Here is a 14,107-nt window from a genome sequence, read left to right as displayed (position 1 = left end):
GTCGGGGGGCCGGTGACGCAGGCCACAGGCAAACAGCCCCGGGCTCTTAGCTCGGTCGATAAACGCGCACATTGGCATGCCCCTCACTGAGCAAATGGTGGGCATGCAGGCGACTCATCACGCCTTTGTCGCAATACAACAGGTACTGACGGCTGTTATCCAGTTCCTTGAAACGCGCGTTCAGTGCGTAGAACGGCAGCGTTTGCACGTCGATGCCAGCGATTTCAAGCGGCTCGTCTTCAGCGGCATCCGGGTGACGGATGTCGATGACGATCTGGCCGGCCAGGGCTTCGCTGACTTCTTCGATTTTTACATCCTGGCCCAACTCGTCGATTACCCGATCGATTGGCACCAGCTTGGCGTTCTCGAGCGCACGCTCCAGAATCGCCATGTCGAATTCTTTTTCTTCATGCTCCACGCGGTGACGCTTGGCGTGGGTCTTGGGGTTCACCGAAATGACCCCGCAGTATTCAGGCATATGCTTGGCAAAGTCGGCGGTGCCGATTTGCTCTGCCAGGTCGATGATGTCCTGCTTGTGGCTGGCGATCAGCGGGCGTAGCACCAGCTTCTCGGTCACGCAGTCAATGATCGACAGGTTAGGCAGCGTCTGGCTGGAAACCTGGGAAATCGCTTCGCCGGTCACCAGGGCGTCAATCTGCAATTGATCGGCGATTCGGGACGCAGCGCGCAACATCATACGCTTCAATACTACGCCCATATGACTGTTATCGACTTTGCCGAGAATTTCGCCCAGCACTTCCTCGAACGGTACGCTTACAAATAGCACGCGTTGGGAGCTGCCGTATTTCTTCCAGATAAAGTGCGCGACTTCCATCACGCCCAATTCATGTGCACGCCCGCCCAGGTTGAAGAAGCAGAAGTGGCTCATCAGGCCGCGACGCATGATCTGGTAGGCCGCCACCGTGGAATCGAAACCGCCGGACATCAATACCAGGGTCTGTTCCAGGGCGCCCAGCGGGTAGCCGCCGATGCTGTTGTGCTGGCTGTGGATCACAAACAACCGTTGGTCGCGAATTTCCATGCGCACTTCAATTTGTGGCGCTTTCAAGGAAATTCCAGCGGCACCGCACTCGCGACGCAGCTTGCTGCCGACGTATTTTTCGACGTCCATGGAGCTGAACGGGTGCTTGCCGGCACGCTTGCAACGCACCGAAAAAATCTTGCCTTCAAGCGCACTGCCGTAGTGCTGCTTGCACTTTTCGGTGATGTCGTCGAAGTCGCCCAGTGGGTACTCATCCACCTGCAGGAAATGCGCGATGCCCGGCATGCAGCTCAGGCGCTCGGTCATGTCCTTCAAGGCTTTGGCGTCGGTAATGCGGGTTTCCAGCTCGAGGTTGTCCCACACGCCGTTCACCACCACAGCCGGGTCCAGGTCACGGAGCACGGCACGGATGTTCTTGGCCAACTGACGGATGAAACGCGTCCGTACCGGTCGGCTTTTGATGGTGATCTCGGGGAAGACTTTAACGATTAATTTCATGGAAACAGCGCGCGCCGGGCCTGCTGAAAAAGGGGGGCGCGGATTATAGCGGAAATCGCTCAAGGTTTAACCAGTTAATATGCATTGCCTACGCAATGCACCAAAACGGGTCATTTACCCAAATAAACGCTACATTGCAGTGCGCGATTTATGCCGTTTTTGCCGATTGCACCGTTATAGGGGCCATTTTGAGGCAAAACGGCCATGTTGGCGCACTGGCATGCAATTTGCTCTCTTGTGAGGCAGGTTGCCTTGGCGGAGTATCCGCGCCGGCATCACCCAAATTCTAAGGGCTAACTCCACTACCCCAAGCCCGAAGCCACCCGGAGGACACCATGTCGAAGTCGGTTCAACTCATCAAAGATCATGACGTTAAATGGATTGATCTGCGCTTCACGGACACAAAAGGCACTCAGCACCACGTGACCATGCCGGCTCGCGATGCGCTGGAAGATGACTTCTTCGAAGTCGGCAAGATGTTCGACGGTTCCTCCATCGCCGGCTGGAAAGGCATCGAAGCCTCCGACATGATCCTGCTGCCAGACGACAGCACCGCCGTACTCGACCCGTTCACCGAAGAGCCAACCCTGATCCTGGTGTGCGACATCATCGAGCCTTCGACCATGCAAGGCTATGACCGCGACCCACGCGCCATCGCCCACCGTGCCGAGGAATACCTGAAGTCCACCGGTATCGGCGACACCGCTTTCTTCGGCCCTGAGCCAGAGTTCTTCATCTTCGACTCGGTGAAGTTCAAATCCGACATCTCCGGCTCCATGTTCAAGATTTTCTCCGAGCAAGGCTCGTGGATGTCCGACCAGGACGTGGAAGGCGGCAACAAAGGCCACCGTCCAGGCGTGAAAGGCGGCTACTTCCCAGTACCACCGTTCGACTTCGACCACGAAATCCGTACCTCCATGTGCAACGCACTGGAAGAAATGGGCCAGACCGTTGAAGTTCACCACCACGAAGTGGCGACTGCCGGCCAGAACGAAATCGGCGTGAAATTCAACACGCTGGTGAAGAAGGCTGACGAAGTTCAAACTCTGAAATACTGCGTGCACAACGTTGCCGATGCCTACGGCCGCACCGCTACCTTCATGCCTAAGCCGCTGTACGGCGATAACGGCTCGGGCATGCACGTTCACGTATCGATTTCCAAAGACGGCAAGAACACCTTCGCTGGCGAAGGCTATGCCGGCCTGTCCGATACCGCCCTGTACTTCATCGGCGGCATCATCAAGCACGGTAAGGCCCTGAACGGCTTCACCAACCCGTCGACCAACTCCTACAAGCGTCTGGTCCCAGGTTTTGAAGCGCCGGTGATGCTGGCCTACTCGGCACGCAACCGCTCCGCTTCGATCCGTATTCCTTACGTCAACAGCCCTAAAGGCCGTCGTATCGAAGCGCGTTTCCCGGACCCGGCTGCCAACCCTTACCTGGCCTTCGCCGCCCTGATGATGGCCGGCCTGGACGGTATCCAGAACAAGATCCACCCTGGCGACGCCGCCGACAAAAACTTGTACGACCTGCCGCCTGAAGAGGCCAAAGAGATCCCACAAGTGTGCGGCAGCCTGAAAGAAGCCCTGGAAGAGCTGGACAAGGGCCGTGCGTTCCTGACCAAAGGCGGCGTTTTCAGCGACGACTTCATCGACGCTTACATCGCCCTGAAAAGCGAAGAAGAAATCAAAGTACGCACCTTCGTACACCCACTGGAATACGAGCTGTACTACAGCTGCTGATCCGGCAGCGCTGCTTGAGGCAGCGTGATGAAAAAGGCCTCCTTCGGGAGGTCTTTTTTTTGCCTGGGCGTTACGCTACGCCAGCTCTGCAAACCCAATCAACGTGTGGGAGCTGGCTTGCCTGCGATAGCGCACTGCCGGCCACCTGCTGTATCACTGACACACCGCCATCGCGGGCAAGCCCGCTCCCACAGGAGATCACCTTTGAAATATCGACTTGTATTTGCCCTGCTGTTCATCAGTGCCAGTGCGAGCGCCGCGCCGCCTACGCTCGACCCCTTGCTCAACAGCATCGCCGAACGCCTGGAGATTGCCGACCAGGTAGCACTGAGCAAATGGGACAGCCACAAGCCCGTGGAGGACAAGAAGCGCGAACAAGAGGTGATCGCCAGCGTTACTGCCCAGGCGCCGAGCTACAAGCTGGACCCGGCCGCTGCCGAGCAGTTCTTCGCCGCGCAGATCGAAGCCAACAAACTGGTGCAATACACCCACCTGTCCGATTGGCAGTTCCAGGGCAAGGCGCCCGACGACCCACGCCCGGACTTGGTCCAGCAGATCCGCCCGCGATTGGACGAGCTGCAAAAAAGGCTGCTGCTGCAGTTGGCCGACTTCACTCCACAGCGCACCGACCCGCAGTGCCCGCAATGGCTCGCCGAGGCCGTGCATGAACCGTTGAACGATCCGCTGCGCCAACTGGCGATGATCCGCGCCACCGCCGAGCTTTGCATCTACAAAGGTTAAAAGGACTGCAAATCCAATTAAAAATGTGGGAGCTGGCTTGCCTGCGATAACGATGTTGAATGCACCACAGCTATCGCAGGCAAGCCAGCTCCCACACTGACTGCGATTTGCCTTAAATCTTCAGTTGCTGAACAACCCTCACAAAATCGCACTATATTGGTGCGATAGCCTGCCCCCTTCTCAATTGCCCAGCCCATTTTGGTTCGAAACTTCCCGTTGAGGCTGGCAGAACGCCACAGTTTCGCGCCTGAACCCCTTATTTCAGGGGATTAGCGCTTCTTTTCGGAGCCTTGGTTTGGTTTTTGCATTTTCCTTGTATCAGCGTGCGCCTCAAGCCCGCGCCTTGCTCCAAAAGAGGTCCCGATGACCATCAGCGATGCACTGCACCGTTTGTTACTCGACAACCTGACCACCGCGACCATCCTGCTCAATGCCGACCTGCGCCTTGAGTACATGAACCCGGCGGCGGAGATGCTCCTGGCCATCAGCGGCCAGCGCAGCCATGGGCAGTTCATCAGCGAATTGTTCACCGAGTCGGCCGAAGCCTTGAGCTCGTTGCGCCAGGCCGTGGAGCAGGCACACCCGTTCACCAAGCGCGAAGCGATGCTCACCGCGCTCACCGGGCAGACACTGACCGTCGACTACGCCGTGACCCCGATCTTGAGCAATGGCGCGACCCTGCTGCTGCTCGAAGTCCACCCCCGCGACCGCCTGCTGCGCATCACCAAGGAGGAAGCGCAGCTATCCAAGCAGGAAACCAGCAAGATGCTGGTGCGCGGCCTCGCCCATGAGATCAAGAACCCGCTGGGCGGTATTCGCGGCGCGGCACAGTTGTTGTCCCGCGAGCTGCCGGACGAGCACCTCAAGGACTACACCAACGTCATCATCGAAGAAGCCGACCGCCTGCGTAACCTGGTGGACCGCATGCTGGGCTCCAACAAGCTGCCGTCCCTGGCGATGACCAACGTGCATGAGGTGCTGGAGCGCGTCTGCCAACTGGTCGAGGCCGAAAGCCAGGGCTGCATCACCTTGGTGCGCGACTATGACCCAAGCATTCCCGACGTGTTGATCGACCGCGAGCAGATGATCCAGGCGGTACTCAATATCGTGCGCAACGCCATGCAGGCTATCAGCAGCCAGAACGAGCTGCGCCTGGGCCGCATCAGCCTGCGCACCCGCGCCCTGCGCCAGTTCACTATCGGCCATGTGCGCCATCGCCTGGTGACCAAGGTCGAGATCATCGACAACGGCCCCGGCATTCCTGCGGAGCTGCAGGAAACCATCTTCTTTCCCATGGTCAGCGGCCGCCCGGACGGTACCGGGCTGGGCCTGGCCATTACCCAGAACATCATCAGCCAGCACCAGGGCCTGATCGAATGTGAGAGCCACCCTGGCCACACCACGTTCTCGATCTTCCTGCCATTGGAACAAGGAGCCCCCACGACATGAGCCGTAGTGAAACTGTCTGGATCGTCGACGACGACCGTTCTATCCGCTGGGTCCTCGAAAAAGCCTTGCAACAAGAAGGCATGACCACCCAGAGCTTCGACAGCGCCGATGGGGTGATGAGTCGCCTGGCACGCCAGCAGCCGGACGTGATCATTTCCGACATTCGCATGCCTGGGGCCAGTGGCCTGGACTTGCTGGCGCGCATTCGCGAGCAGCATCCGCGTTTGCCGGTGATCATCATGACCGCCCACTCGGACCTGGACAGCGCTGTCGCGTCCTACCAGGGCGGCGCCTTTGAATACCTGCCCAAGCCATTCGACGTGGATGAGGCGGTGGCGCTGGTCAAGCGCGCCAACCAGCACGCCCAGGAACAACAGAACCAGGAAGCGCCGCCGACCCTGACCCGCACCCCGGAAATCATCGGGGAAGCGCCGGCGATGCAGGAAGTGTTTCGCGCCATCGGGCGCTTGAGCCACTCCAACATCACCGTACTGATCAACGGCGAATCGGGGACCGGTAAAGAGCTGGTGGCCCATGCGCTGCACCGCCACAGCCCACGGGCGGCCTCGCCGTTTATCGCGCTGAACATGGCGGCGATTCCCAAGGATTTAATGGAGTCCGAGCTGTTCGGCCATGAAAAAGGCGCGTTCACTGGGGCAGCCAACCTGCGTCGCGGACGCTTTGAACAGGCGGACGGCGGCACGCTGTTCCTCGATGAAATCGGCGACATGCCGGCCGATACCCAGACTCGCTTGCTGCGCGTGCTGGCTGACGGCGAGTTCTACCGTGTGGGCGGGCATACACCGGTCAAGGTGGATGTGCGCATTATCGCGGCCACCCACCAGAACCTGGAAACACTGGTGCATGCGGGTAAATTCCGTGAGGACTTGTTCCACCGCCTCAACGTGATCCGCATCCACATCCCGCGCATGTCGGACCGTCGCGAAGACATCCCCACCCTCGCCCGCCACTTCCTCAGCCGCGCCGCCCTGGAGCTGGCCGTGGAGCCCAAGCTGCTCAAGAGCGAGACCGAGGAATACCTCAAGAACCTGCCGTGGCCCGGCAACGTGCGCCAGCTGGAGAACACCTGCCGCTGGATCACCGTAATGGCGTCCGGGCGCGAGGTGCACATCAGCGACCTGCCGCCGGAGCTGCTGAGCCTGCCGCAAGACTCGGCCCCCGTGACCAACTGGGAACAGGCGCTGCGCCAATGGGCCGACCAGGCCCTGGCACGCGGCCAGTCGAACCTGCTGGACAGCGCCGTGCCGGCGTTCGAGCGGATCATGATCGAGACTGCGTTGAAGCACACCGCCGGCCGCCGCCGCGATGCCGCCGTGCTGCTGGGGTGGGGTCGCAATACCCTGACGCGCAAGATCAAGGAATTGGGGATGAAGGTGGATGGTGGGGATGATGATGAGGGTGATGAGGCCTGATCACATTTTCCCAAACCCACTGAAGATCCAATGTGTGCGGGCTTGCTCGCGAATGCAGAGTGTCAGTCACCGGATGTGTTGGCTGGCCCACCGCCTTCGCGAGCAAGCCCGCTCCCACATTTGGATCTTCATAAAGCTCGGGGTTGTGCACCGCTTCAATGCACGATGAACCGCCATTGAGCACAGACCCGAAACCTCACAGAGCGCTTTCGCTGCGAAGTTCATAACCGTAGAAACAACCAAAGCCCCGTATTCCGGGGCTTTGCGCTTTTTGGCATTTTTTTCAAGCAGCAATTGCAAGTTTTGGCACGCCCCCTGCAATAACCCCAGTACTACCCAGTTTCGGGGACCTTGGTACAGGCAGGCCGAGAATCCCCTCTTTAACACCGAAGCCTCAGGCTTCACCCCGTTTTGGGAGCCCTGGTACAGGCAGGCCGGGAACTCCCTCTTTTATTGCTCTTGGAGATGGATCTCCAGCCGCCAGCGGCCATCGACCTCTGCATCGCTCCACGCCCCACGCAACGGCCGGGCCGCTACCAGGTTCAGCAGCAAGCCAGCATCGGTCTTGCGTATGCGCCAATTCACATCCTTGTCATTGACCTTGAGCTGCCCGCTGGCAGCCTTGCCCTGGGCGTCAAACAGCAACGCCACGGTGCCGTCGATATGCTCGCCGTGCAGCTTGGGTTCGTTGTTGAACCACACCACCAAACCATCCGCCGCAGGTTCTACCTGTTGCAGCTCAAGCGGCTCGGGGGTAGTCAAGCGGCCGATCATCAAGCCAATCATCAAGCCGACAATTGCCAATGAGCCCAACACCCTCGGCAATAGCTTCGGTCTCGGGTCGTCTTCGGGGGTAGAATGCAGCGCATCTTTGCCTTCGGAGCCGTGCATGTTTCACGTCATCCTTTTTCAACCAGAAATTCCGCCGAATACCGGCAACGTTATCAGGCTGTGCGCCAACAGTGGCTGCCACCTGCATTTGATCGAGCCTCTAGGCTTTGACATGGACGACAAGCGCCTGCGCCGGGCTGGGCTGGACTACCACGAGTACGCCACCCTCAAGCGCCATGCCGACCTCGCCAGCTGCCTGGAGAGCCTGGGCCACCCACGGCTGTTCGCATTCACCACCAAGGGCTCGCGGCCGTTTCATGATGCCAGCTTTGCCGAGGGCGACGCGTTCCTGTTCGGCCCCGAGAGCCGCGGCCTGCCGGCCGAGGTGCTTGACGCATTGCCCGATGGCCATCGCCTGCGCTTGCCGATGCGTGAAGGCTGCCGCAGCCTGAATCTGTCCAACACCGTGGCCGTCGCCGTCTATGAAGGCTGGCGCCAACTGGGCTTCAAGTAACACCACATAACAAATGTGGGAGCGGGCTTGCTCGCGAAAGCGGTGTGTCAGTCGTTGAAATATCGACTGAAGAACCGCATTCGCGAGCAAGCCCGCTCCCACATTTTTGATCGGCGCCGTTCAAAAAATCATTGAACGGTCGGCGCGCCTTCTTGTTGCATGCGCTGCAGCTCTTGGGCGTACAGGGCATCGAAGTTCACCGGCGCCAGCATCAGTGCCGGGAACGAGCCACGGGTGACCAGGCTGTCCAGGGTCTCACGGGCATACGGGAACAGGATGTTCGGGCAGAACGCGCCCAGGGTGTGGCTCATGGACGCTTCGTCCAGGCCCTGGATCAGGAAGATACCGGCCTGTTGCACTTCAGCGATGAAAGCAACTTCTTCACCATTCTTGACGGTGACCGACAGGGTCAGCACCACTTCGTGGAAGTCACCTTCCAGGGATTTCTGACGGGTGTTCAGGTCCAGCGCAACGCTTGGGGTCCACTCCTGACGGAAGATGGCCGGGCTTTTTGGCGCTTCGAACGACAGGTCACGCACATAGATCCGCTGCAGCGAGAACTGTGGGCCTTGAGCTTCTGCTGCTTCGGTGTTCTGTTGATCAGTCATCGCAGATCCTTCTTTATCTTGGGTTCTTAAGGGTTTAGGAGTCAGACGGACAGCAGCGCATCAAGTTTACCGGCGCGCTCCAGGGCAAACAGGTCGTCGCAACCACCGATGTGCCGGGTGCCGATCCAGATCTGCGGGACCGACGTGCGGCCAGCCTTCTGGGCCATTTCGGCGCGCACCTGGGGCTTGCCATCGACCTTGATCTCTTCGAAGGCAACGCCCTTTTTCTCAAGCAAGGCCTTGGCCCGCATGCAGTAAGGGCACCAATCGCTGGAATACACGACAACCTGGCTCATATCACTTCACCAACGGCAGGTTATCGCCACGCCAGCTGCTGATACCACCGGAAAGCTTGGCGGCGGTGAAGCCGGTCTTGAGCATCTCGCGGGCGTGGGTGCCGGAGTGCTGGCCCTGGGCATCGACCAGGATGATGGTCTTGGCCTTGTGCTTTTCCAGTTCGCCCAGGCGCGCCATCAGCTTGTCCTGGGGAATGTTCAGGGCGCCCACGATATGGCCGGCGGCATAATCCTTGGCCGGGCGAATATCGACGACGACGGCCTCATCCTTGTTGACCAGCGCGGTCAGCTCCGACGTGCTCAGGCTGCGACCACCGCGGCTCAGTTCATGAGCGATCAGCAGCGCCAGCAGGATGACGAAGGCGCCCACAAGCAGGTAGTGGGCAGTGGCAAATGCAATCAGGTGATCAACCATCAAGGAGGTTCCAGGGCGTTAAAATGGCGGTAAGTATACACAGCCGCCAGGGGGGGCCAACCCCCGTAAAGCGGTGACGTGGTTGGAACTTCGCTTTAAACTGCCACTCCCTTTTCAATTGTCTTCCTTTATTAACGCCGCGAGAGGATCTATGACTACCACGCCTAAACCTTTGGTCCTGATAATTCTCGATGGCTTCGGACACAGTGAAAGCCACCACGACAACGCCGTTTACTCGGCCAACAAGCCGGTACTGGACCGTCTGACCGCCACCGTTCCCAACGGCTTGATCTCAGGTTCCGGCATGGACGTGGGCCTGCCGGACGGCCAGATGGGCAACTCGGAAGTCGGCCACATGAACCTCGGCGCCGGACGAGTGGTGTACCAGGACTTCACCCGTGTCACCAAAGCGATCCGCGATGGCGAGTTCTTCGAGAACCCGACCATCTGCGCGGCGGTCGATAAAGCCGTTGCCGCCGGCAAGGCCGTGCACTTCATGGGCCTGTTGTCGGACGGCGGTGTACACAGCCATCAGGATCACCTGGTCGCTATGGCTGAACTGGCATTCAAGCGCGGCGCTGACAAAATCTACCTGCACGCCTTCCTCGACGGCCGCGACACGCCGCCCAAAAGCGCGCAATCCTCCATCGAACTGCTGGACACCACCTTCGCTGCCCTGGGCAAAGGCCGCATCGCCAGCCTGGTGGGCCGCTACTTCGCCATGGACCGCGACAACCGTTGGGACCGTGTCTCCCAGGCCTACAACCTGATCGTCGACGGCCAGGCCGAATTCAACGCGGCCACCGCCCAGGAAGGCCTGGAAGCGGCCTATGCCCGTGGCGAGAGCGATGAATTCGTCAAGGCCACCACCATCGGCGAACCGGTGAAGGTCGAAGACGGCGACGCCGTGGTGTTCATGAACTTCCGCGCCGACCGTGCCCGTGAGCTGAGCCATGTGTTCGTCGATGAAGGCTTCAAGGACTTCGAACGCGCGCGCCAGCCGAAGGTCGAGTTCGTCATGCTCACCCAATATGCCGCCAACATCCCGGCCCCGTCGGCTTTTGCCCCGGGCAGCCTGGAGAACGTGCTGGGCGACTACCTGGCCAAGAACGGCAAGACCCAGCTGCGCATCGCCGAGACCGAGAAATACGCCCACGTGACGTTCTTCTTCTCCGGTGGCCGCGAAGAGCCGTTCCCTGGCGAAGAGCGCATCCTGATCCCGTCGCCAAAAGTCGCGACCTACGACCTGCAGCCGGAAATGAGCGCACCGGAAGTCACCGACAAGATCGTCGACGCCATTGAAAACCAGCGTTATGACGTAATCGTGGTCAACTACGCCAACGGCGACATGGTTGGCCACAGCGGCAACCTGGAAGCGGCGGTCAAGGCGGTTGAATGCCTGGACCTGTGCGTTGGCCGCATCGTCGACGCGCTGGATAAAGTCGGCGGCGAAGCGCTGATCACCGCCGACCACGGCAACTGCGAGCAGATGTCCGACGAATCCACCGGCCAGGCGCACACCGCGCACACCACCGAGCCGGTGCCGTTCATCTATGTCGGCAAACGTGACCTGAAAGTGCGTGAAGGTGGCGTGCTGGCGGATGTGGCGCCGACCATGCTGAAACTGATGGGGCTGGAACAGCCGAAGGAGATGACCGGCACCTCGATCCTGGTCTGACCCCCGCATCACTGCAAAACCCTGTGGGAGCGGGCTTGTTCGCGAATGCGGTAGTTCAGTCAATATCTTCTGCGACTGACACACCGTATTCGCGAGCAAGCCCGCTCCCACATTGGTTTTGTGGTGTTTGGTAGATGTCTTTTCGCCATACCATCGCCACTCGGCGCCTATCTTGACCGCCAGCCCCAATTGGGCGTTTTTTTTGCAGCGCTTGGCGGGCATACTAGGCCGTCCTTTTCCCCTGGTGTCGCCCGCCTCTATGCTTCGCGCCTTGATAACCCTTGCTCTTGTCTGCCTGCTCCAACCGGCGTTTGCCGATGAGCGTGCACAAACCCAACAACAGTTGGACGCTACGCGTCAGGACATTACCGAGCTGAAAAAGCTGCTCGGCAAGCTCCAGGAAGAAAAATCCGGGGTGCAGAAAGACCTGCGCGGCACGGAAACCGAGATGGGCAAGCTGGAGAAGCAGGTCCAGGAGCTGCAAAAAGAACTAAAGAAGAGCGAGTCGGAACTGGAGCGACTCGACGCTGAGAAAAAAAAACTCCAGAGCGCACGCGTTGAACAGCAACGCCTGATCGCGATCCAGGCCCGTGCCGCGTACCAGAGCGGCCGCCAGGAGTACCTCAAGCTGCTGCTCAACCAGCAGAACCCGGAAAAATTCGCCCGCACCCTCACCTATTACGACTACCTGAGCCAGGCCCGCCTGGCGCAATTGAAGGGGTTTAACGAAACCCTGCGCCAATTGGCCAATGTCGAACAGGAAATCGCCGACCAGCAATCACAGCTGCTCGACCAGAAAACCGCCCTGGATATCCAGCGCGACCAGCTCGATAAAGTACGCAAGGAACGCCAACAGGCCCTGGCCAAGCTCAACAGCGACGTCAAAGCCCGCGACGCCAAGTTGCAGGCCCGCGAGCAAGACCAGGCCGACCTGGCCAAAGTGCTCAAGACCATTGAAGAAACCCTGGCCCGCCAGGCACGCGAGGCCGAAGAAGCGCGGCAAAAAGCGCTGATCGCCCAGCAGGAAGCCGAAAAAAAGCGTCAGCGTGAGGCCGAACTGGCTGCCACCACCGACGCTCCAGCCCCGCGCAAACCGGCGCGTGCAGCGCCTGGCCCGCTGGTTTCCAGCAGTGGCGAGTCGTTCGGCGGCCCTTTTGCTTCAGCGCGCGGCAAACTTCCATGGCCGGTTGATGGTCGATTACTGGCACGCTTTGGGGAAACCCGTGGCGATGACACCCGTGCCAAGTGGGATGGCGTGATGATCAGCGCCTCTGCCGGCAGCCAGGTCCACGCCGTGCATGGTGGGCGCGTAGTGTTCGCCGATTGGTTGCGGGGCGCCGGCTTGCTGGTGATTCTTGACCACGGTAATGGCTATTTGAGCCTTTACGGCCACAATCAGACATTACTCAAGTCGGCAGGTGATGTTGTAAAAGCCGGTGAATCCATCTCCACTGTCGGTAACAGTGGTGGCCAGGACACCCCGGCGCTGTACTTCGCTATTCGTCAGCAGGGCCGCCCGAGCGACCCTGCACAATGGTGCCGGTCCCAAGGATAGGGTCGCATCTACATTAGGAGTTCGTTCGACATGCTGCATTTGTCCCGCCTCACTTCGTTGGCCCTGACGATCGCCCTGGTGATCGGCGCGCCTCTGGCTTTTGCCGACCAGGCCGCACCGGCTGCACCCGCCACGGCTGCGACGACCAAGGCGCCATTGCCGCTGGACGAGCTGCGCACCTTTGCCGAGGTCATGGACCGGATCAAGGCAGCGTATGTCGAACCCGTAGACGACAAGGCCCTGCTGGAAAATGCCATCAAGGGCATGCTCAGCAACCTCGACCCGCACTCCGCCTACCTGGGCCCGGAAGATTTCGCCGAGCTGCAGGAAAGCACCAGCGGTGAGTTCGGCGGCCTGGGCATCGAAGTGGGCTCCGAAGACGGCCAGATCAAAGTGGTCTCGCCTATCGACGACACCCCGGCGTCCAAGGCCGGTATCCAGGCCGGCGACCTGATCGTGAAGATCAACGGCCAGCCGACCCGCGGCCAGACCATGACCGAAGCCGTCGACAAGATGCGCGGCAAGCTCGGCCAGAAAATCACCCTGACCCTGGTGCGCGACGGCGGCAACCCGTTTGACGTGACCCTGGCCCGTGCGACCATCACGGTCAAGAGCGTGAAAAGCCAGCTGCTGGAGTCGGGCTACGGTTATATCCGTATCACCCAGTTCCAGGTCAAGACCGGCGACGAAGTGGCCAAGGCCCTGGCCAAGCTGCGCAAAGACAACGGTAAGAAGCTCAACGGCATCGTGCTTGACCTGCGCAACAACCCAGGCGGCGTGTTGCAGTCGGCGGTCGAGGTGGTCGACCACTTCGTCACCAAGGGCCTGATCGTCTACACCAAGGGCCGTATCGCCAACTCCGAGTTGCGCTTCTCGGCTACCGGTAACGACCTCAGCGAGAACGTGCCACTGGCGGTCTTGATCAACGGTGGCAGCGCCTCGGCCTCGGAAATCGTCGCCGGTGCCCTGCAAGACCTCAAGCGCGGCGTGCTGATGGGCACCACCAGCTTCGGCAAAGGCTCGGTGCAGACCGTATTGCCGCTGAACAACGAGCGTGCGCTGAAGATCACCACCGCTCTGTATTACACGCCCAACGGCCGCTCGATCCAGGCCCAGGGCATCGTGCCGGACATCGAAGTACGCCGCGCCAAGATCACCAACGAGATCGATAGCGAATACTACAAAGAGGCCGACCTGCAAGGTCACTTGGGCAATGGCAACGGCGGTGCCGACCAGCCAACCGGCAGCCGCGCCAAGGCCAAGCCGATGCCGCAGGACGATGACTACCAACTGGCCCAGGCACTCAGCCTGCTCAAGGGCTTGAGCATCACCCGCAGCCGTTGA

The 14,107-nt window shown here is 60.1% G+C and carries 13 protein-coding genes; 8 read left to right on the top strand and 5 right to left on the bottom strand.

From position 1 onward, the window contains the following. Positions 1-46 precede the first annotated feature (46 nt). Positions 47-1,501 (bottom strand): tRNA uracil 4-sulfurtransferase ThiI, encoded by a 1,455-nt coding sequence (gene thiI / locus A7K61_RS00495; RefSeq protein WP_032894010.1) that lies wholly within the window; start codon positions 1,499-1,501, stop codon positions 47-49. A gap of 335 nt (positions 1,502-1,836) precedes the next feature. Between thiI and glnA the strand changes: the two genes are divergently transcribed. The 4 genes from glnA (at position 1,837) to ntrC (ending at position 6,866) form a co-directional block, all read left to right on the top strand. Then, positions 1,837-3,243: a type I glutamate--ammonia ligase gene (gene glnA, locus A7K61_RS00490; protein ID WP_003187811.1), complete on the top strand. Its 1,407-nt coding sequence runs from the start codon at positions 1,837-1,839 to the stop codon at positions 3,241-3,243. Between the two features lie 204 nt (positions 3,244-3,447). Beyond that, entirely contained in the window at positions 3,448-3,984 is a 537-nt protein-coding gene (locus A7K61_RS00485; RefSeq protein ID WP_069556700.1) for a chorismate mutase, read from the top strand. Between the two features lie 363 nt (positions 3,985-4,347). Beyond that, positions 4,348-5,433: a nitrogen regulation protein NR(II) gene (gene glnL / locus A7K61_RS00480; protein ID WP_014716523.1), complete on the top strand. Its 1,086-nt coding sequence runs from the start codon at positions 4,348-4,350 to the stop codon at positions 5,431-5,433. After that, positions 5,430-6,866 (top strand): nitrogen regulation protein NR(I), encoded by a 1,437-nt coding sequence (ntrC, locus tag A7K61_RS00475; protein ID WP_003187806.1) that lies wholly within the window; start codon positions 5,430-5,432, stop codon positions 6,864-6,866. The genes glnL and ntrC overlap by 4 nt, the downstream gene beginning before the upstream one ends. A gap of 450 nt (positions 6,867-7,316) precedes the next feature. Here the strand turns inward: ntrC and A7K61_RS00470 are convergent, their stop codons facing one another. Further along, a complete protein-coding gene (locus tag A7K61_RS00470) occupies positions 7,317-7,757 on the bottom strand; it encodes a hypothetical protein (RefSeq protein WP_069556699.1) in 441 nt (146 codons plus the stop codon). Between A7K61_RS00470 and A7K61_RS00465 the strand changes: the two genes are divergently transcribed. Then, positions 7,756-8,211 (top strand): tRNA (cytidine(34)-2'-O)-methyltransferase, encoded by a 456-nt coding sequence (locus A7K61_RS00465; protein WP_003171120.1) that lies wholly within the window; start codon positions 7,756-7,758, stop codon positions 8,209-8,211. The two genes, A7K61_RS00470 and A7K61_RS00465, sit on opposite strands and share 2 nt — an antisense overlap. A gap of 128 nt (positions 8,212-8,339) precedes the next feature. Here A7K61_RS00465 and secB read toward each other — a convergent pair whose 3' ends face one another. From secB to A7K61_RS00450, 3 genes are read right to left on the bottom strand one after another with little or no spacing between them, the layout of a single operon-like run. Beyond that, complete coding sequence (gene secB, locus A7K61_RS00460) at positions 8,340-8,819, bottom strand: protein-export chaperone SecB (protein WP_032894017.1); 480 nt, start codon at positions 8,817-8,819, stop codon at positions 8,340-8,342. A 41-nt stretch (positions 8,820-8,860) separates the two neighbouring features. Beyond that, positions 8,861-9,115 carry a glutaredoxin 3 gene (gene grxC, locus A7K61_RS00455; RefSeq protein ID WP_003187797.1) on the bottom strand — a complete coding sequence of 85 codons (255 nt, stop codon included), beginning with the start codon at positions 9,113-9,115 and terminating at the stop codon, positions 8,861-8,863. 1 nt (position 9,116) lies between these two features. Continuing rightward, entirely contained in the window at positions 9,117-9,530 is a 414-nt protein-coding gene (locus tag A7K61_RS00450; protein ID WP_032894019.1) for a rhodanese-like domain-containing protein, read from the bottom strand. 151 nt (positions 9,531-9,681) lie between these two features. On the opposite strand from A7K61_RS00450, the gene gpmI reads away from it, so the two are divergent. The 3 genes from gpmI (at position 9,682) to A7K61_RS00435 (ending at position 14,107) form a co-directional block, all read left to right on the top strand. Continuing rightward, positions 9,682-11,208 carry a 2,3-bisphosphoglycerate-independent phosphoglycerate mutase gene (gene gpmI, locus A7K61_RS00445; RefSeq protein ID WP_069556698.1) on the top strand — a complete coding sequence of 509 codons (1,527 nt, stop codon included), beginning with the start codon at positions 9,682-9,684 and terminating at the stop codon, positions 11,206-11,208. A gap of 259 nt (positions 11,209-11,467) precedes the next feature. Then, positions 11,468-12,763 (top strand): murein hydrolase activator EnvC, encoded by a 1,296-nt coding sequence (locus A7K61_RS00440; RefSeq protein ID WP_069556697.1) that lies wholly within the window; start codon positions 11,468-11,470, stop codon positions 12,761-12,763. Positions 12,764-12,793: 30 nt separating this feature from the next. Beyond that, positions 12,794-14,107, top strand: coding sequence for a S41 family peptidase (locus A7K61_RS00435; protein WP_044270648.1), 1,314 nt, complete (start codon positions 12,794-12,796; stop codon positions 14,105-14,107).

This window comes from Pseudomonas sp. AP42, from assembly GCF_001728935.1.
Taxonomy (GTDB): Bacteria; Pseudomonadota; Gammaproteobacteria; order Pseudomonadales; family Pseudomonadaceae; genus Aquipseudomonas; species Aquipseudomonas lactis.
Note: the sequence above shows the minus strand (reverse complement) of the source record. Positions and strands in the feature narration are given on the sequence as shown.